The organism is Idiomarina baltica OS145 (genome assembly GCF_000152885.1).
GTDB classification, from domain to species: Bacteria; Pseudomonadota; Gammaproteobacteria; order Enterobacterales; family Alteromonadaceae; genus Idiomarina; species Idiomarina baltica.
This window is the reverse complement of sequence record NZ_AAMX01000001.1, coordinates 262,432-281,428: the sequence shown is the minus strand read 5'-3', so window position 1 is coordinate 281,428 and position 18,997 is coordinate 262,432. Positions and strand designations below refer to the sequence as shown.

The 18,997-nt window shown below is 47.6% G+C and carries 15 protein-coding genes; 7 read left to right on the top strand and 8 right to left on the bottom strand.

Going from position 1 to position 18,997, the window contains the following annotated elements; all coding sequences use genetic code 11:
- The first annotated feature begins 76 nt into the window (after window positions 1-76).
- The 3 genes from dnaN to gyrB are packed head-to-tail and all read left to right on the top strand — an operon-like array spanning window position 77 to window position 4,699.
- Complete coding sequence (gene dnaN / locus OS145_RS01300) at window positions 77-1,180, top strand: DNA polymerase III subunit beta (protein ID WP_006954141.1); 1,104 nt, start codon at window positions 77-79, stop codon at window positions 1,178-1,180.
- 7 nt (window positions 1,181-1,187) lie between these two features.
- The gene (gene recF / locus OS145_RS01295; RefSeq protein WP_006954139.1) at window positions 1,188-2,276 is read left to right on the top strand and encodes a DNA replication/repair protein RecF; all 1,089 of its coding nucleotides are present in this window, start codon (window positions 1,188-1,190) and stop codon (window positions 2,274-2,276) included.
- A gap of 2 nt (window positions 2,277-2,278) precedes the next feature.
- Complete coding sequence (gene gyrB / locus OS145_RS01290) at window positions 2,279-4,699, top strand: DNA topoisomerase (ATP-hydrolyzing) subunit B (RefSeq protein ID WP_006954137.1); 2,421 nt, start codon at window positions 2,279-2,281, stop codon at window positions 4,697-4,699.
- Between the two features lie 76 nt (window positions 4,700-4,775).
- Here gyrB and glyS read toward each other — a convergent pair whose 3' ends face one another.
- Both glyS and glyQ read right to left on the bottom strand, forming a co-directional pair.
- On the bottom strand, window positions 4,776-6,842 hold the full coding sequence (gene glyS / locus OS145_RS01285) for a glycine--tRNA ligase subunit beta (RefSeq protein ID WP_006954135.1): 2,067 nt from the start codon (window positions 6,840-6,842) through the stop codon (window positions 4,776-4,778).
- A 2-nt stretch (window positions 6,843-6,844) separates the two neighbouring features.
- Complete coding sequence (gene glyQ / locus OS145_RS01280) at window positions 6,845-7,765, bottom strand: glycine--tRNA ligase subunit alpha (protein ID WP_006954133.1); 921 nt, start codon at window positions 7,763-7,765, stop codon at window positions 6,845-6,847.
- Between the two features lie 90 nt (window positions 7,766-7,855).
- On the opposite strand from glyQ, the gene OS145_RS01275 reads away from it, so the two are divergent.
- Window positions 7,856-8,470 (top strand): DNA-3-methyladenine glycosylase I, encoded by a 615-nt coding sequence (locus OS145_RS01275; RefSeq protein WP_006954131.1) that lies wholly within the window; start codon window positions 7,856-7,858, stop codon window positions 8,468-8,470.
- A gap of 1 nt (window position 8,471) precedes the next feature.
- Window positions 8,472-8,951, top strand: a complete 480-nt coding sequence (locus OS145_RS01270) for a GNAT family N-acetyltransferase (RefSeq protein ID WP_006954128.1) — start codon at window positions 8,472-8,474, stop codon at window positions 8,949-8,951.
- 22 nt (window positions 8,952-8,973) lie between these two features.
- Here the strand turns inward: OS145_RS01270 and tusA are convergent, their stop codons facing one another.
- From tusA to fadB, 3 genes are all read right to left on the bottom strand, one after another.
- Window positions 8,974-9,213, bottom strand: coding sequence for a sulfurtransferase TusA (gene tusA, locus OS145_RS01265; protein ID WP_006954127.1), 240 nt, complete (start codon window positions 9,211-9,213; stop codon window positions 8,974-8,976).
- A gap of 80 nt (window positions 9,214-9,293) precedes the next feature.
- Complete coding sequence (fadA, locus tag OS145_RS01260) at window positions 9,294-10,457, bottom strand: acetyl-CoA C-acyltransferase FadA (protein WP_006954125.1); 1,164 nt, start codon at window positions 10,455-10,457, stop codon at window positions 9,294-9,296.
- 18 nt (window positions 10,458-10,475) lie between these two features.
- The gene (gene fadB, locus OS145_RS01255; RefSeq protein ID WP_006954123.1) at window positions 10,476-12,632 is read right to left on the bottom strand and encodes a fatty acid oxidation complex subunit alpha FadB; all 2,157 of its coding nucleotides are present in this window, start codon (window positions 12,630-12,632) and stop codon (window positions 10,476-10,478) included.
- Between the two features lie 134 nt (window positions 12,633-12,766).
- Between fadB and OS145_RS01250 the strand changes: the two genes are divergently transcribed.
- Together OS145_RS01250 and OS145_RS01245 are read left to right on the top strand one after the other, a co-directional pair.
- On the top strand, window positions 12,767-14,728 hold the full coding sequence (locus OS145_RS01250) for a transglycosylase SLT domain-containing protein (RefSeq protein ID WP_006954120.1): 1,962 nt from the start codon (window positions 12,767-12,769) through the stop codon (window positions 14,726-14,728).
- A gap of 14 nt (window positions 14,729-14,742) precedes the next feature.
- Window positions 14,743-15,375, top strand: coding sequence for a YigZ family protein (locus OS145_RS01245; protein ID WP_006954119.1), 633 nt, complete (start codon window positions 14,743-14,745; stop codon window positions 15,373-15,375).
- On the opposite strand, the gene trkA is transcribed toward OS145_RS01245, so the two are convergent.
- From trkA to fmt, 3 genes are read right to left on the bottom strand one after another with little or no spacing between them, the layout of a single operon-like run.
- Window positions 15,346-16,722, bottom strand: a complete 1,377-nt coding sequence (gene trkA, locus OS145_RS01240) for a Trk system potassium transporter TrkA (protein ID WP_006954118.1) — start codon at window positions 16,720-16,722, stop codon at window positions 15,346-15,348. The genes OS145_RS01245 and trkA overlap by 30 nt on opposite strands.
- A complete protein-coding gene (gene rsmB / locus OS145_RS01235; protein WP_006954117.1) occupies window positions 16,719-18,032 on the bottom strand; it encodes a 16S rRNA (cytosine(967)-C(5))-methyltransferase RsmB in 1,314 nt (437 codons plus the stop codon). Before rsmB ends, trkA begins: the two co-directional genes overlap by 4 nt.
- Complete coding sequence (fmt, locus tag OS145_RS01230; protein ID WP_006954115.1) at window positions 18,022-18,996, bottom strand: methionyl-tRNA formyltransferase; 975 nt, start codon at window positions 18,994-18,996, stop codon at window positions 18,022-18,024. The genes rsmB and fmt overlap by 11 nt, the downstream gene beginning before the upstream one ends.
- Window position 18,997 lies beyond the last annotated feature (1 nt).

Sequence of the window (18,997 nt, the reverse complement as noted above, 5' to 3'; positions counted from 1 at the left end):
TAAAAGAAGACTATCGTAATCTAATTAGGACGCTATCCTCTTAATTGGAACGGCACTCTCAACAGGGGACTCATCAATGAAATTTACGGTAAGCCGAGATGCATTTTTAAAACCTCTACAAATTGTCAGCGGAGCGGTTGAACGTCGACACACGTTGCCGATTCTGTCGAACTTATTATTGAAGGTTGAGGGCGATACGCTACGCCTCACTGGAACCGACCTTGAAGTCGAGCTTATCTCTTCGGTCAAGGTGGAGTCCTCCGGTGGCGACGGGATGGTAACGGTGCCGGCGAAAAAGTTGCTCGATATTGTGCGTAGTCTCCCAGATGAGTCACCGATTGAGTTAGTCGGTGATGATGAGGGCGTCCGTGTTCGCTCGGGGCGAAGCAAATTTAAACTGAGTTCGTTGAGTGCTGATGACTTTCCTAATATAGAGGACTGGTCGAGCGAAGTGAATTTTATTACATCCCAAGATACTTTAAAACGACTCATGGAAAAGACTCACTTTTCTATGGCTAATCAGGATGTCCGCTATTATCTCAATGGCATGTTGTTTGAGACAGACGCGAATATGTTGCGTTCCGTTGCGACGGATGGTCATCGATTAGCAATGAGTAATTGTCACATAGAGCAGCCTGGTTTGAGTCAGCGGCAGGTTATCGTTCCAAGAAAAGGGGTCGTTGAGTTACTACGTTTGCTTAACGAAGATGACTCTGAGGTAGCCGTTGCTATCGGTAACAATCATATTCGTGTTGAGACTGCTGATATTGTTTTTACGAGCAAGCTGGTTGATGGACGTTTCCCTGACTATCGTCGAGTTGTTCCGCAGGGCGGTGATAAGCAAATCTTCGCGGATCGTGATCTTCTTCGCCAAGCATTTGGACGCGCGTCGATTCTGTCGAATGAAAAGTTTCGTGGTGTTCGCTTAAATATTACAGCTGGCGAACTATGTATTACGGCAACCAACCCTGAACAAGAACAGGCGGAAGAGGTAATCGAAGTCAACTACGAAGGCGAAGCCATTGAGATAGGCTTTAATGTAAGTTATTTGCTCGATGTGCTTAATAATATTGAAGCCGAAGAAGTTTGCTTTGTTCTCTCTGATGCAAATAGCAGCGCGTTGATTGAGCCTAAAGATGATGACTCATGCTGCTATGTCGTGATGCCAATGAGATTATAATTCCTATATGCGACTTAATGCGCTTAAGGCAATAAATTTCCGGAATTTTAAGCGCTTTGATTTTGAGCCTTCGCCTTACGCAAACTTGATAGGTGGCTTGAACGGGTCCGGTAAAACTTCGCTGATTGAGGCGATATACCTCTTGGGCTTTGGTCGAAGCTTTCGCCCTGGAGGCTATAAGCAGCTGATAAATAGTAGTGAGTCAGATTTTACCGTGTTTTGCGAAGCGATGTCTGATAGAGACGAAGTTTTTAAGATAGGGCTTCGTAGAACAAGTGAGGGCGAGGTTCAGCTTCGGTTGAATGGTGAGACAGTACATAAGTTGTCTGAAATAGCGCGTTTTATACCCGTTCAATTATTCACACCGGAGTCTGTAGAGCTCATTTTAGGCGGTCCAAGCCTCAGGCGTCAGTTTATGGATTGGGGAGTGTTCCACGTGGAACACACTTTTTATGAGCTTTGGGTCGCTTATACAAAATCCCTCAAACAGCGTAACTTTCTACTGCGTAGCAAAGGCGATGTAAGGCAAGACTCCTTTTGGCGCGCTCAGCTGGCTCGATTGGGCGAGGAGATTATTCAATTACGTATCCGGTATATACAAGAAATTGAAAATTTCATTACAAAGAGTGCAACATTCTTTCTGCCGGATGTTAAACTGGAAGTTGGTTTAAAGCAGGGCTGGGACCAAAGTTTGAGCCTGGCTGATGCCCTTGATAAGCACACAGAACGTGACCGGCGCTACGGGCATACATCGATTGGACCTCACAAGGCCGATATTAAATTAACGGTAGATGGCATAGATGCAAAGCTTGTACTGTCGCGAGGTCAGTTGAAGCTTCTAGTAGCGAGTTTAAAGCTTGCTCAAGCTGCTCATTATAATGAGAAGAAAGATAGCAGCTGCATTTTTTTAGTCGATGATATTACCTCAGAGTTAGATGAGGCGAATCAGAAAAAATTTATAACAGCGCTCGAGGGGTTGAAGTGTCAGAGTTTTATTACCGCGATTGACTCTTCGCCAGTGGCTCGGCTGTTTAAACAAAATCCGAAAATGTTCCACGTGGAACACGGGATATTGAAACAACAAACTGAGAATTAATTATGTCAGATAACAATTACGGCTCTTCGAGTATTAAAGTTCTTAAAGGACTTGATGCGGTGAGAAAGCGCCCGGGAATGTATATCGGCGACACCGATGATGGAACAGGTTTACACCACATGGTCTTTGAGGTGGTGGACAACTCAATTGATGAAGCGCTTGCAGGTCACTGTACCGGTGTTGATGTCCGCATTCATTCAGACGGTTCAGTGTCGGTACGTGACGACGGTCGAGGTATTCCCGTCGACCTTCACGAAGAGGAAGGCGTATCAGCTGCGCAGGTCATTATGACGGTACTTCATGCGGGTGGTAAGTTCGATGACAATTCGTATAAAGTTTCCGGTGGACTGCATGGCGTGGGTGTATCCGTTGTAAACGCCTTGTCTGATAAGTTGAAACTAACGATTAGACGCCAAGGTCACGTTTATGAGCAGACCTATCATCTCGGTGAGCCTGAGACTGACGTACAACAAATAGGCGACACTGACCAAACAGGCACAGAACTTCGTTTTTGGCCGAGCGCTAGCATATTCTCTGATACTGAGTTCCACTATGATATTTTAGCTAAGCGCTTGCGAGAACTCTCGTTTCTAAACTCTGGCGTTGCAATTCGTCTATCGGACGAGCGCGATGACCGCAAAGATGAATTTAAGTATGAAGGCGGAATTTCAGCGTTTGTCACTTATCTTAATAAGGCAAAAACGCCAATTCACCCGAATCCATTTCATTTCACGTCTGAACGTGAGGAAGATGGCATTTCGGTTGAAGTAAGCATGCAGTGGAATGATTCTTTCCAAGAAAATATCTATTGTTATACCAATAATATTCCACAGCGAGATGGCGGTACGCACTTGGCTGGTTTCCGAGCTGCGCTAACGCGTACGCTGAATAGTTATATGGAAAAGGAAGGTTTCACCAAGAAAACCAAAACAGCAGCAACAGGCGATGATGCGCGTGAAGGACTCACTGCTGTTATTTCTGTAAAGGTACCTGATCCGAAGTTTTCATCACAGACAAAAGAAAAACTAGTTTCGTCAGAGGTTAAGTCAGCTGTTGAGCAAGCGATGAATGAACGTTTAGCGGATTTTCTTTTAGAAAACCCCCAAGACTCAAAGCTTATCGTCAACAAAATTGTCGATGCTGCGCGAGCGCGTGAAGCGGCCCGTAAAGCGCGTGAGATGACGCGCCGAAAAGGCGCCTTAGATATCGCAGGCTTGCCTGGTAAGCTTGCGGACTGCCAGGAAAAAGATCCTGCACTTTCTGAACTCTATATTGTGGAGGGTGACTCTGCAGGTGGCTCAGCAAAGCAGGGTCGCAATCGTAAAAACCAAGCGATACTGCCTCTAAAGGGTAAGATTCTTAACGTAGAAAAAGCGCGTTTCGATAAAATGTTGTCTTCACAAGAAGTCGGCACATTAATTACCGCAATGGGTTGTGGTATCGGACGTGATGAATATGATCCCGACAAGACTCGCTATCACCGCATCATTATCATGACCGATGCTGATGTCGATGGCTCTCATATACGTACACTGCTTTTGACTTTCTTCTATCGTCAAATGCCAGAAATCATTGAGCGTGGTTACATTTATATCGCTCAGCCACCGCTTTATAAGGTTAAAAAGGGTAAGCAGGAAACTTACATAAAAGATGACCCTGCTTTAATTCGCTACCTAACAAGCTTGGCGTTAGATAACGCGTCACTCCACCCCACGGCTGAAGCACCTGGAATTGGTGGCGAACATCTTGAGAATCTCGTGAACGGTTATCAATTAGCGCAAGAGACAATTAAGCGTTTGTCACGTCGTATTCCTGAGAAGTTCTTGCAACGTCTATTCTATGCTCCGCGTCTGACCGATGATGCACTGCGTGACAAGGCGTACATGGAAGAATGGGCTCAGCAATTAAACGATGACCTGACTGCACGCGAAGTCGATTCAGCAACTTACACAATATCTTTGCATGAAGATGCTGAGCGTAAGATGTGGCTGCCTACAACGCGTATCCGTCAACACGGTGTTGATACCGATTATCCTCTTAATTATGAATTCTTGATGTCGAAGGATTACGAGCAAATCGTGACAGTCGGCAAGGAAATTCATGCATTAGTGGAAGAGGGCGGCTATGTGACACGTGGTGAAAAACGTCAGCCAGTTTCACACTTTGTTGAGGCGGTCGAATGGTTGATTTCAGAGTCTAAGCGCGGTCTCTACGTACAGCGTTACAAAGGGCTTGGTGAAATGAACCCAGAGCAACTATGGGAAACGACGATGGATCCCGAGACACGTCGTATGCTTCAAGTGACGATTGAAGATGCAATCGGTGCCGACCAGTTGTTTTCAACCTTGATGGGTGACGATGTTGAACCTCGTCGTAACTTTATTGAATCGAACGCACTAAAAGTGGCAAATCTGGATGTATAAAGTACGGTTAAGCTACTGACAAATAAGTATAAAAAAACCCGCTCACTGAGCGGGTTTTTTATTATCGTTATCTCACTTACTGCAATAACGATATATCAGCAACTCGCAAGAACATACCGCGGAGCTGATACAAAAGGTTCAATCGATTTTGGCGGACTGCTGGGTCCTCATCATTAACCATCACGTTTTCAAAGAAATCGTCGATAGGTGACTTTAATGATGCCATTCGTGTAAGTGCACCTTCGTAATTACCCGCAGCGATTTCCGGCTCAGCACTTTTCTCTGTTTCAGATATCTGCGCTGCTAAAGTTTTTTCCTCTGCGGCCACCAAGAGCGTATGATCAATTTTACCCGTAAGATCGCCTTCGGATTTAGACAGTATATTACCGACACGCTTATTAGCCGCTGAGAGGCTCTCTGCCGCATCATGTTGCTTAAATGCATCAACAGCGTGAATGCGGAGGTTAAAGTCGGCAGGGCGTGATGGAGCGCGTGCTAAGACCGCCTGAATAACATCTACAGAGATACCTTGTTCTTGATACCAAGGACGGAAACGACCAATAATGAAGTTAAAGACGTTTTCGCGCACATCATTGTTACTAAGACGGTCACCGAATTCACCGATTGCCGCGTCAATTAACTCGTAAAGGTCGAGGTTTAAGTTAGATTCAACAATGATACGAATTAAACCTAGAGCCGCTCGGCGCAGCGCAAAAGGATCACGATCGCCTTTAGGTGTTTGGCCAATACCAAATATACCCACTAAAGAATCAAGTTTATCGGCTAATGCAACGGATCGACTTACATCCGAAGTAGGCAAATTATCGCCCGCAAAGCGTGGCCAGTAGTGCTGTTCAATAGCATCAGCCACTTCAGCATCTAAACCGTCATTGAGCGCGTAATGACGACCCATTACGCCCTGTGTTTCTGGGAATTCAGAAACCATATCAGTGACTAAATCTGTCTTACATAACTCACCGGCTAAGCGCGCATGCTGCTCATCGGCATTAAGAGAACCTGCAATTCGAGCACTCAATCTAGAAATGCGTTCAGATTTGTCTTTCATCGTGCCTAGTTGCTTTTGAAACAACACCGTCCCAAGCTTATCGAGCCGCGAGGAAAGCGTTACCTTTTTATCAGATTCAAAGAAGAACTGTGCATCGGCAAGACGCGGGCGAACGACACGTTCGTTACCCTTAATGATTTGCTTAGGATCTTTGCTGTCGATATTGGTGATAAAAATGAATACAGGCTTCAATTCACCCTTATCATCTTGGACGGGGAAGTAACGTTGATCGTCTTTCATCGTCACGATAAGCGCTTCTTTTGGCACTGTTAAAAACTGTTCATCAAAACTCGCTGATAGTGCAACGGGCCATTCAACAAGCGCTGATACTTCCTCGACCAAATCCTCGTCAGTTTCGACCGTGCCACCTAACTGTGAAGCGAGGTCATTGATGGAGGTACGGATTAATTCCATACGTTTTGCTTGGTCGGCGATCACGTGGTGTTTATAAAGTTGCGCTTCGTAATCATCGGCATGCTGAATATCGAAACCATCAGGTGCGTGGAAACGATGCGCATTAATGTGCCGACCGCTTTTAATTCCAAGCAAGCTAGCATTAATGAGTTCATCACCAAACAGTAAGGTTAGGGTATGCACAGGGCGAATGAATTGTGCATCGGAATCGCCCCAACGCATCGGTTTAGGAATAGGAAGTTTCTTTAAAGCATCCTCGACAATGCCTGGCAATACCTGCGCAAGCGATTCGCCTTTAACCTCAGCTTTATGTAACAGCCAAGCACCTTTATCCGTCTCTAAACGTTCGGCTTCGCTCACCTCAATACCATTAGAGCGTGCCCAACCCTGTGCTGCTTTAGTCGGTTGACCCGCTTCATCAAAAGCAACATCTACTGAGGGACCACGTTTTTCGACCACTTTATCTTGTTGTTGGCCTTCTAACGAATTAACCAAAACGGCTAAGCGGCGGGGTGTTGCAAGGGCCTTAATTTCACCAAATGCCAACTCTGCTTTGTTTAAGCCTTCCTCAATACCATGCTTAAAGCTCTCGCTTAACTGCTTGAGTGCTTTCGGTGGAAGCTCTTCGGTTCCTAATTCAACGAGTAAAGTATCCTGCTTCACAACTAAGCTCCTTTCGCTTCCGATGAGGTTTCACATAAAGGAAACCCGAGTGCTTCGCGCGCTTGATAATAGACTTCAGCACATGCCTTAGCCATTGTTCTGACGCGCAAGATATAGCGTTGGCGTTCTGTCACTGAAATAGCGTGACGGGCGTCTAATAAGTTAAAAGCGTGTGACGCCTTCATGACCTGTTCATAAGCGGGTAGTGATAGACCACGCTCGATCAGCACATTACATTCTTGCTCACACTCATCAAAACGACGAAATAGGGTATCGGTATTGGCAATTTCAAAGTTGTACGTCGATTGCTCAACTTCGTTTTGGTGGAATACGTCACGGTAGAAAATTTTACCACGCGGGCCGTCGGCCCAAACCAAATCATAGATGCTGTCGACACCTTGAATATACATAGCAAGACGTTCAAGGCCGTAGGTGATCTCTCCAGCAACAGGTTTACATTCAATGCCGCCGACTTGCTGGAAGTACGTGAACTGAGTGACCTCCATGCCGTTCAACCAAACCTCCCAGCCTAAGCCCCAAGCACCCAGTGTTGGGCTTTCCCAGTTATCCTCGACAAAACGAATGTCGTGAGTAAGTGGGTCGAAACCGAGCAACTTAAGTGAGCCAAGATAGAGTTCTTGAATATCCTTTGGTGACGGTTTCATGATGACTTGAAATTGGTAGTAATGTTGCAGTCGGTTAGGGTTTTCACCATAGCGCCCATCGGTCGGGCGACGACAAGGTTGCACATACGCAAAGCTTGCCGGTTCAGGACCCAGTGACCGCAAAAAGGTCATGGGGTGGAATGTACCTGCACCCACTTCCATGTCTAGCGGCTGTACTACCGCACAACCTTGCTGAGCCCAGTAATCTTGGAGGGCGAGTATCAGCCCTTGGAAAGTATTAACGTCGTATTTTGCCATAAGTGTATGCAACCTATTTTTTGGTTGACCAAAGATAATCATGTATGTCTAGATTATACCCTTTGATAAGCCTCGGTTATAGGGGATAAAATGACAAATCAGCAACTCGTTCGCTGTGGTTGGTGCGAAGGCGACAGCGAATACGAGCATTATCACGATACGCTCTGGGGGATGCCGGTTAAGGATCCGCAGGATTTGTTTGCAAAGCTATGTCTTGATGGACAACAAGCGGGATTAAGTTGGCTTACCATTTTACGCAAGTGGGACGCCTACCATGCGCTGTTCCATAACTTTAATCCAGATGCGCTTGTGAGGATGCCAGATTACGAACGTGAAGCACTGTATACCAACCCTGCCATCATTCGTAGCCAAGCGAAAATTGACGCGATATTTACTAATGCGCGTGCATACCTTAAATTGCGTGATAGGGGACAAGACTTTAGCGAATTTTTGTGGAAATTCGTCGACTTTGAACCCACAATTAATGCGTATCAGGCATTATCTGAAGTACCCACTGAAACAACTGCGTCGCGTCAGATGGCAAAAGCCCTAAAAAAAGAAGGCTTTAAATTTGTCGGTCCGACAATTTGCTACGCTTTTATGGAGGCCGTGGGTATGGTGAACGACCATTTGATCGACTGTCATCGCTATGAACCGTGTAAGACAGCGATGGAAACCTTTAGACTGAGCACTAAACGGAAGTGATATGATAGAAATTACCTTGGCTGACTACGCCAACCCAGCACATGCCCAAGCAGTGGTGAATATGCTCGACATGTATGCAAAAGACCCAATGGGGGGCGGAGAAGGAATATCGGAAGAGGTTAAGGATAACCTCATTAAAGAGATGGCCAAACGGGATAACGTATTTTCCTTACTTGCATTCGACGGTGACCAACCTGTCGGCGTTGTGAATTGTGTAGAAGGTTTCTCAACTTTTGCGGCAAAACCGTTGATGAATATCCACGACATTGCAGTGGTCGATGAGTATCGTGGCCAAGGTGTTGCTCAAAAGCTACTTGAAGAAGTTAAAACCTTGGCGCAGTTTCGTGGTTGCGTAAAACTGACACTCGAAGTACTCACCCACAACGACCGCGCTAAAAAGGCATACGAGAACTTTGGCTTCAAGCCTTACGAGCTGGGCGATGTTGGCCAAGCAGAGTTCTGGGAGTGCTATTTAAACTAAATGGGTTGCCAAAGTCGCACGTCTAATCGTGCGACTTTTCTATCCAGTATCTGAATGGTGTGTCTGCAACAGATTGTTGCACTAACTTGTGCTCCATGAACTCACAGAATTGTGGAATGTCGCGTCGCGTGGCAGGGTCATCGGCTATCACCATCAGTACCTGACCCACCGTTAGCTTACGGATCGTGGCACGCACCAACATGACGGGCTCCGGGCATCTCAGACCTAAAGTATCTAATTCTTTATCGACTTTGATTTGCATCGCTCATCGCTCGTATAAGGCAGTCATAAAAAAGCCCATGATACCATAGGTACCATGGGCTTTTATCTATCTAAGAGCGTTTAAACGCGCTCAAATACCGTTGCTATACCCTGACCTAGACCAATGCACATAGTTGCTAAGCCGAGTTTAGCGTCTTTCTCTTCCATTAAGTTAATCAGCGTCGTAGAGATACGGGCGCCAGAACAACCGAGTGGATGACCTAAAGCAATGGCGCCGCCGTTCAAGTTGACCTTGTCTTCCATTTGGTCGAATAGTTTAAGACCTTTAAGTACAGGGAGTGATTGAGCGGCAAACGCTTCGTTAAGCTCAACGACATCGATGTCATCCATACTTACGCCTGCACGTTTCAGTGCCTTTTCGGTCGCTGGCACCGGGCCATACCCCATGATGCTTGGGTCGCAACCTGCGACGGCCATCGAACGGATTTTAACGCGCGGCGTTAAACCTAACGCTTTTGCTTTTTCTGCAGACATGACTAGCATTGCCGCAGCGCCGTCAGATAGTGCAGATGAAGTACCTGCAGTAACCGTCCCGTTAGCAGGGTCGAATACTGGGCGCAGCTGAGCGAGAGACTCCGCTGTGGTTTCAGGACGAATGACTTCATCGGTTGTAACACGGACCAGTTCGCCTTTTTCGTTGTGGCCGTTAATCGCATAGATTTCCTTAGCGAAACGTCCCTCAACCGTGGCTTGATGCGCGCGTTGGTGAGAGCGTGCACCAAAGGCATCTTGTTGTTCGCGAGATATGCCAAACTTGCGAGACAACAGTTCTGCGGTCATTCCCATGCTGCCCGCAGCGCGTGCCACGGACTTATTCATGCCTGGATGGAAGTCGATGCCGTGGGTCATTGGCACGTGACCCATGTGTTCAACACCGCCCGCCATAAAGATGTCACCGTCGCCATTCATGATTGCGCGTGTTGCATCATGCAGCGCCTGCATTGATGAGCCACATAAGCGGTTTACGGTAACGCCAGCTACCGAGTGCGGAATGCCTGCAATAAGCGCTGAATTACGAGCAATATTAAAGCCTTGTTCAAGCGTTTGCTGAACACAACCCCAATAGATGTCTTCTAGTTCATTGACATCCACCTCGGGATTGCGCTCAAGAAGACCTTTCATCAATGCGGCCGAAAGGTCTTCGGCGCGCGTATGGCGAAAAACGCCATTCTTAGAACGTCCCATTGGGGTACGAATACAGTCTACGATAACTACGTCTTTCATTATAAAATCCTCCTCGCCTTACTTCGCGCTAGTTGTGTCGAAGTAAGATTTGCCCGCTTTCGCCATTTCGCGCATTCCGTCAGTCACTTGGTAGATTTCACCTAAGTGTGCGTATTTATCAGCGAGCTTCACAAAATTCTCGATACCCACGGTTTCTAAGTAACGGAAAGGCCCACCACGGAAGGGAGGGAAGCCAAGACCGTAAAGTAATGCAATGTCTGCTTCTGCAGCTGACCCAATAATGCCTTCTTCGAGACAACGAACGACCTCGTTCACCATTGGGATCATGCAGCGAGCGATAACTTCATCTTTATCTGCTTGCTTACCAGGTTCTGCACCAATGAGTTTATAGGTTTCAGGATCGGCTTCTTTCGTTGGCTTGCCTTTCTTATCGGTGCCATAAACATAGAAACCTTTGCCGTTTTTCTGACCATAACGCTCTGCTTTTGCTAACTGGGCAATTGCGCTGCTTTCGTTGCGCGCCATGCGCGATGGGAAGCCATCAGCCATAACCACGGTACAATGATCAGCGGTATCAATGCCAACAACGTCGCTCAAGTAAGCAGGGCCCATTGGCCAACCGAACATCTTCTCCATGACCTTATCAATACCAACAAAGTCGATGCCTTCGTCGACCATGCCAGCAAAACCAGCTAAGTAAGGGAAAAGTACACGGTTAACGTAGAAACCAGGGCAGTCGTTAACAACAATCGGTGTTTTACCCAACTTCAGCGCGTAAGCGACAACTGCGGCAACGGTTTCGTCAGAGGTTTTTTCGCCGCGGATAATTTCAACCAATGGCATTTTATGCACTGGATTGAAGAAGTGCATACCGCAGAATTTCTCGGGACGCTTGAGGTTCTTCGCCAGTTCCGTGATAGAAATAGTCGATGTGTTTGACGTTAAAATAGCATCGTCGCTGATCACGCCTTCGACTTCTGCTAACACTGAGCCTTTGACTTTTGGATTCTCGACAACCGCCTCAACAACAATATCAACGTCTTTAACTGCGTCATTAAGCAACGTGGGTGTGATAGAAGAAAGTACCTTAATCATTTTTTCGCTAGATACTTTGCCGCGTTCAACACCTTTTTTAAGGATCTTGCCAGCTTCCTTCATGCCCAGATCAAGCGCATCTTGCTTGATGTCTTTCATCACTGCAGGAACGCCTTTGAGGGCTGATTGGTAAGCAATACCGCCGCCCATGATGCCAGCACCTAGTACCGCTGCGGTGTTGATCTCTTTACTTGCTGACTTAGCGTATTTCTTTGATTTTCCTTTAACGGCTTGGTCAGCGAGGAAAATACCCACTTGTGCGTGGCATGCATCAGTCTGAGTTAAATCAAAGAATGCCTGATTCTCGGCATTTAATGCACCTTCGCGCGCTTCGCGGGCACCGTTTTCAATGGCTTCAATAGCTTTATGAGGCGCGGGGTAGTGTTTACCCGCTTTGGCTGCGACCATACCTTTAGCCGTCACTAATGTCATGGTTAGCTCAGTATCGTTCGCTTTAAGCGGTTCCAACTTCGGTTGGCGCTTAGCTTTCCAGTCTTGTTCACCGGCAGCTGCTGCTTTAGCCAGATTCAAAGCTGCTTCCGTGAGGTTGTCCGGTTCAACAACGGCATCAACGGCACCCACTTTTAATGCGTCTAAAGCAGAGTTGTTCTTACCTGTAGTAATCCATTCAAGCGCGTTGTCAGGGCCGATTACACGCGGCAAACGCATGGTGCCACCGAAGCCTGGAATGAGACCTAACTTCACCTCAGGCAAACCAATTGTGGCAGTGCTATCGGCAACGCGATAATCACACGCAAGTAATGCTTCACAGCCACCACCGAGTGCAAAGCCTTTAACGGCACCAACGGTTGGAACCGGCAGGTCTTCTAACTGGTCGAATACGCGTGAAGCTTTTGCGACCCATTCGCGAGTATTCTCAGGGTCTGCAAACATGTTTAAGAATTCAGTGATATCAGCGCCGACGATGAACGTTGGTTTAGAACTGGTGACAATCACACCACGCAAGTCATCGGTTTGTGCTAATTGAGTAAGTGCGTCACTAAACTCTTGTAAGGTTTTTTGGTCAAATTTATTAACCGAGCCTTTGGCATCAAACTGAAGCTCTGCAAAACCCGGCTCTATAAAATCAACCCGGATGCTTTCGCCTTGATAAATCATGTTGGGTCTCCCAAGACATCATTAAATTTTTACGTTTCCAATACTTTATTTGGAAAGTAGTTAAGTTAAAGTAAGAAGAGTGTGGCGCGAAAGCGCTAAATTTTCAACGGTTATTTAAACATGCGTTTGAATCAATGAATAAACTGACGTCTATCATTCGTTACAGCTTATTGGCTTGTTTTCTCAGCACAGTGCACGCTATCGCTGCGCAGCCGGGTGGACAATCCGTAGCCAATGCACCTCAGCAGTCGGCGGATGTTAGCCAACAGCGTGAGCTATTTAAAAAGGCTGAATATGCAGCCCGTCGAGGCCGCATTGCTGAATATAACCAACTTTTAGCCCAGTTGGAAAACTATCCTCTCAAACCTTATCTCGAACTTGAGCGGTTACAGCAGATCGGCTATTTAGCTAACGAAGATAGAGTAGTCAGTTTTCTTGAGCAATATAAAGGTACGCCGTTAGACTGGCAATTGCGTCAGCCGTGGTTAGATTACTTAGCGAAGCAAGGGGAATATCAGCGTTTTATTCGCGATTTTCGACATCCAGGTACGTTAACGCATCAATGCTACCTCATTGAGGCGGAAAGGGCTCGCGGACTTCAAGACGGTCCCTTTATCCGGAAAGTAGACGCGATATGGCGGCATGGATTTTCCGTGCCTTCAGCGTGTGATGGTATTCTGAACGAATGGGCGGACTTAGGCGCGCGTACCAAAGATAAGGTTTGGCAGAGACTGGTACTTGCCGCAGAGGACGGAAACCCGACTTTAATCCCATATTTGACGAGTTTGTTACCCAACAAAGAACAGTATCTGGGCGATCTCTACTATAAAGTACGCTATTCACCCGCAGCGATTGGTCAGCTATCGAGATTTCGTGGTGTTGATGCTGCTAAAGAAGCACAAATAGCAACGTTTGCGTTGACCAAACTCATTTGGCGAGCAGAAGAGCTCGCACTTAAAGCCTATGAGCGCCTGGTGTCACGTTTGCCATTTACCGCAGCGCAGCGGCACAGAATAGCTGAGGAGTTTGCAGTCGCGTTGAGTTTGAAAGAGCACCCAGAAGCTCGGGTTTGGCATCAAAAAGTACCACCGTCTGAGCTTGATGAGCGTGTTTTACAGTGGCGTCTTGCGGCATACTTGCGTGATCATGACTTCGCGGCCTTAAAGATGACCATTCAAACATTGCCGCCGGCCATATCGGGTGGAAACCAGTGGCAGTATTGGCTTGCTCGTGCCATGGAGGAAACGGGCGATAAGCTTAACGCAAATAAAATCTACTCGGAGCTGGCGAAAGAACGCCACTACTATGGCTTTTTGGCCGCGGCGCGTATTGGTGCACCGGTGAGTTTAGAGAAGGACCCGGTCAAGGCGACGCAAACGCAGATAACTACCTTGTTAGAGCGCGATGATGTTAAACGGGCTTATGAATTTCTTCAGTTAGGGCGCGATGTCGATGCCCGCCGCGAGTGGAATCATCTACTCAGTGACATCGACGGTGAGGCATTTAAGACCGCCGCCGTGATAGCCAGTGACTGGGGCTGGCATGATCAGGCCATTTGGACGTTGGCCCAAATTGGTCACTTTGATGCCGTCGAGATAAGGTTTCCTATGGCTTATAGCGAAATCATCAATCTCTCGTCTGAAAAATACGGTATCGACCCAGCGTGGGCGATGGCAATAACCCGGCGTGAGAGTAGCTTTCGAGCCGATGCCTACTCAGGAGCTGGCGCGCGCGGGCTCATGCAGATCTTGCCCGGTACCGCGAAGTTGCTACGCAATGATGATAGCTTTAAACGTCTCAATACACCGGAAGTTAATGTCGCGCTCGGTACTTATTATTTGAGTCGACTGAAAGAACGCTTTGATGGTAATCATGTGCTGGCTACCGCGGCCTACAACGCGGGTTATTATAAGGTCAAAGATTGGCTGCCCTCTGAGCCGACTGCGCTCGATGAATGGGTCGAGATGATTCCTTATTACGAAACGCGGGACTATGTAAAAGCGGTACTCAGTTATCAACAGATTTATGAACTTCTCAATGGTAAAGAGGTTAATTTATTTGATGCCTTTGCTACCATGAGAGTGAAAGATGACTAACGGTTCAGAAGTACGTGAAAAAAGCTAATTACCTGCGCTTGACGGAAGCCGTTGAGTACGAGATTGAAATTAAAAACAGTCGTTTCATTGCGTCGTTAGCGCCTGTATTGAGCGCGGACGATGTGGCGAACCATATTGCCGACGTTAAGCAACGTTGGACTAAAGCCAATCACTATTGTACTGCATCTGTCGTCGGGAGCCCCTTCGATGATACCTGTTATGCAAGCAGTGATGATGGCGAGCCCAGTGGCACCGCGGGGCGACCAATGCTTAACGTATTAACCCATCATCCGTTAGGTGAGGTTTCTGCCGTTGTCGTGCGTTACTTTGGGGGGATCAAGCTAGGTACAGGTGGCTTACAGCGTGCTTACAGCCAAGCCGTAGCGGAAGCACTCCCGTTCATCAAAACAGCAGAGCGTAAATACCGTGAATACTACAGTTTAGTCTATGAGTACGGGGATCAGGGTGCTGTTGAGAGCATTTTGAGCAGCTGCGAATATAAAGTCATTGAGCAAACATACACTGAGACAGTGCATCAAATCATAGCTATTGAGCCTGAATACCGCGCTCAACTCGATAAGCAGTTTCAGGCTCAAACACAAGGGCGCGTAAAGCTGTTAGAAGAACATCGCGCTGGGTTGGAATAATCGTTCGACCTGATCGATGTACTTCTTGTCCAGCAAGAACAGCATCACATGGTCATCGGATTGAATGATGGTCTCGCTATGAGCCATAAGTACTTCGCTTCCTCGCACAACCGCGCCGATAGTCGTTCCTGGGGGAAGCTTAATATCTTTAATGGCTTTACCTACCACTTTTGACGTTGATTCATCCCCATGCGCAATCGCCTCAATCGCCTCGGCCGCACCTTTGCGTAGCGAGTAAACGTTGACGATATCGCCACGGCGCACGTGCGTTAACAAGGCCGAAATCGTTGCCCGCTGTGGTGATATAGCAATATCAATCTCACCGCCTTGAACCAAATCAACATAGGCACTGCGTTGGATAAGCACCATGGTTTTGCGGGCGCCCATGCGTTTTGCCAGCATCGCCGACATGATATTAGCTTCATCATCGTTGGTTACGGCAATAAAGACATCGGTATCTTCAACGTGTTCTTCTTCTAGTAACTTTTGGTCGGAAGCATCACCTTTGAACACTAAGGTGTGTTCAAGTTGCTGCGATAGGGCCTCAGCACGCGACTCAGACCGTTCGATGAGCTTAACGCGATGATCTGCCTCAAGCTGTTTGGCAAGGCCGGCACCAATATTACCACCGCCCACAATCATAATTCGGCGGTATCGATTTTCGAGTTTTTGCAACTCTTCCATGACGCGGTTTACATGACGTGTATCGGCAATGAAAAACACCTCGTCATCGGCTTCAATGACGGTAGTACCGGTAGGACGAATCGGCTTACCTTGGCGATAAATAGCCGCCACCCGCGTATCGATATTGGGCATGTGCTCTTTGAGTGTTGAGATAGCATGACCGACCAGCTTGCCTCCGTAATACGCTTTTACGGCCACCAAACTGGCTTTGCCTGAGGCAAACTCCATGACCTGCAGTGCGCCCGGGTAGTCAATCAATTTACGAATATAGTTAGTGACGAGTTGCTCCGGTGAAATGATGTAATCCACCGGTGCGTCGTTCTTGTGAAACAATTGATCACGGTACCGAATGTACTCTTCAGAGCGAATACGAGCGATTTTAGTCGGTGTATTAAAGATTGAGTAGGCGACCTGACACGCAATCATATTGGTTTCATCACTGCTTGTTACGGCGATTAATAAATCGGCATCTTCGGCACCAGCGCGACGCAACGTGTCCGGATGTGAGCCATGACCTACAACAATACGTAAATCGTATTTATCTTGAAACGACTCTAGCAGTTCGGCATTAGTATCGACGAGTGTAATGTCATTACGTTCGCCGACAAGGTTTTCAGCGAGCGTTCCGCCAACCTGACCTACACCCAATATAATTATTTTCATGGCAGTTTTTCTATCTTCGCGTAAAAGAATCCGTCACCATCATTTTCGCCTGGTAGAAGCTGTAACATGGGACGGTTCGCCTCAATAGCTATAAGGTTAGCATCGGAATGCTGACCGAGGAAGTGCGATATTTGCTCACTATTTTCCTCGGGCAAGATAGAGCACGTAGCATATATGAGCTGGCCTCCAGGCTTTAATGTAGGCCAAAGGCGCTCTAACATGCTTTGCTGTAACTCAACAAGCTGATCGATATCTGATGAACGGCGCAACCACTTGATATCTGGATGGCGACGAATGACACCCGTAGCGGAGCAGGGGGCATCTAACAAAATACGGTCAAAAGGTTGCTTATCCCACCAACTATCAAGATCTAAAACGTCGGCACAAACCACTTCACATGAGAGGTCGGCGCGATATAAGTTTTCACTGACGCGCTCAAGGCGCTGCTCATCAACGTCAATAGCGATTAAGGGTGTTTGAAACTCGGTGCGTTCAAGCAGGTGAACCGTTTTGCCGCCGGGTGCTGCGCAGCAATCAAGCACTCTGTGCTCGGGTTGGGCGTCTACCATATCCGCTGCTAGCTGTGCTGAACGGTCCTGAACTGAGACCCAGCCTGCTTCAAAATGCGGGAGTTTAGTCACCGGCACCGGTTTAACAAGTCGAATCGCATCGCTTGCCTGACTGTCGGCAACGGCTTCAATACCGTTCTCAGCTAACAGTGCAGTGTAGTCAGTCACGTTAGTGTGGCGTCGGTTTGCGCGGAGCCAGAGTGGTGGCTGAGAATCATTTGCTGTGAAAACGGCTTCCGCTTTTTCACCGTAGGCGGCTCTAATTTTCTCTCTAAGCCAACGCGGATGGTTACCACCTTCAGCGCTTGGCAACTCGCGTTCGCCATCATCGTTACGAGTGGGCGCTTCACGTAAAACTTGACGTAAAACCCCATTCACCAAACCACTTAATGCTTTACGTTTTAATAATTTGCTTGCCTCAACGGTGGCGCTCACCGCTGCGTGATCTTTAGTTCGCAACTTAAACAGTTGGTAAGTGCCCACTAACAGTAGCGACTGGATAATTTGGTTTTTGCCCTTCAAGGGTTTATCTAACTTGCCGCTGACTTTTTCAGTCAACACGGGTAAGTAGCGCATGACACCATAACTAATCGCTTGTGCGAGGCGCTTATCTTCCGCGGATAACTGCTCACTATAGGTGGTTAATGCTTGAGTCAGCGACTGGCCTTGTTCCAGTACTGCGTGGATAGCTTGAGCGGCGACAGCGCGACTGTGCGCGCCCGTCGATGTGTTAGTCGACATTGGTTAAATTAACCCCAATTGCAAAGGTGGTGGCATACCCATTCAATAGGTCACTCACGGGTAACGGCTTTTTACCGGGTAACTGCAATGAGTGAAGGGTTAAGGCACCTTGTGAGCAGGCAACGGTAATACCCGCAGGTGAACAGTCGATAATGGTGCCTGGCGCTGAGCGATGATCAGTTTGGCTAACGCTGGCTTGATGAACCTTAACAGTGCGTTGGCCGGGTTTACCGCCAGGAAGCTCAAACCAAGCAAACGGCCAAGGATTAAATGCACGTACATTTCTCTCGAGCTGGGTCGCGTCCGACCAGTCAATTTTGCCTTCGTCCTTACTCAGTTTTTTTGCGTACGTCGCGGCATCGTGGTTTTGAACTTCCGCGCGTTCACGGTAGCTTTCAATATCGTCCAATGTGGTTACCAGTGCACGGGGTCCGAGTTGAGCGAGTTTTTTATAAAGCGAAGCGGATGTCTCTTGTGCATCAATGGCACAACGCTCAACGTGAAGGACTGGACCCGTGTCGAGTCCTTTTTCCATTTGCATAACGGCAACACCGGAAGCCTCATCGCCCGCCCAAATCGAGCGTTGGATAGGCGCCGCGCCACGCCAGCGTGGTAGCAGCGAACCATGTACATTAATACATCCATACTTGGGCGTGGTCAAAATAGGTTCTGGCAACAATAAGCCATAAGCGACAACGACCATCACGTCGGGACGATACTCCGCGAGTTGCTGCTGAGCCAACGCTGTGTTTAGTTTTTCGGGTTGCTCCACTGCAATCGCGTGTTCAAGAGCCAGCTGTTTGACAGCACTGGGCTGTAGCTTTTTCCCTCGTCCGGCTTTGCGGTCCGGTTGGGTATAAACCGCAACGACTTCGTGATCACTGTTAAGTAGCGCCGCTAAATGGTCGGCTGCAAATTCAGGTGTACCCGCAAAAACAATACGTAATGGTCTGTGTGTGCTCAAT

Excerpts from the sequence above, each read along its gene's own strand:
- fadB (WP_006954123.1), bottom strand. The coding sequence starts at position 12,632 with ATGATTTATCAAGGCGAAAGCATCCGGGTTGATTTTATAGAGCCGGGT.
- OS145_RS01250 (WP_006954120.1), top strand. The coding sequence starts at position 12,767 with ATGAATAAACTGACGTCTATCATTCGTTACAGCTTATTGGCTTGTTTT.
- fadA (WP_006954125.1), bottom strand. The coding sequence starts at position 10,457 with ATGAAAGACGTAGTTATCGTAGACTGTATTCGTACCCCAATGGGACGT.
- tusA (WP_006954127.1), bottom strand. The coding sequence starts at position 9,213 with ATGCAAATCAAAGTCGATAAAGAATTAGATACTTTAGGTCTGAGATGC.
- glyQ (WP_006954133.1), bottom strand. The coding sequence starts at position 7,765 with ATGGCAAAATACGACGTTAATACTTTCCAAGGGCTGATACTCGCCCTC.
- rsmB (WP_006954117.1), bottom strand. The coding sequence starts at position 18,032 with ATGTCGACTAACACATCGACGGGCGCGCACAGTCGCGCTGTCGCCGCT.
- OS145_RS01275 (WP_006954131.1), top strand. The coding sequence starts at position 7,856 with ATGACAAATCAGCAACTCGTTCGCTGTGGTTGGTGCGAAGGCGACAGC.
- gyrB (WP_006954137.1), top strand. The coding sequence starts at position 2,279 with ATGTCAGATAACAATTACGGCTCTTCGAGTATTAAAGTTCTTAAAGGA.
- recF (WP_006954139.1), top strand. The coding sequence starts at position 1,188 with ATGCGACTTAATGCGCTTAAGGCAATAAATTTCCGGAATTTTAAGCGC.
- dnaN (WP_006954141.1), top strand. The coding sequence starts at position 77 with ATGAAATTTACGGTAAGCCGAGATGCATTTTTAAAACCTCTACAAATT.
- trkA (WP_006954118.1), bottom strand. The coding sequence starts at position 16,722 with ATGAAAATAATTATATTGGGTGTAGGTCAGGTTGGCGGAACGCTCGCT.
- OS145_RS01270 (WP_006954128.1), top strand. The coding sequence starts at position 8,472 with ATGATAGAAATTACCTTGGCTGACTACGCCAACCCAGCACATGCCCAA.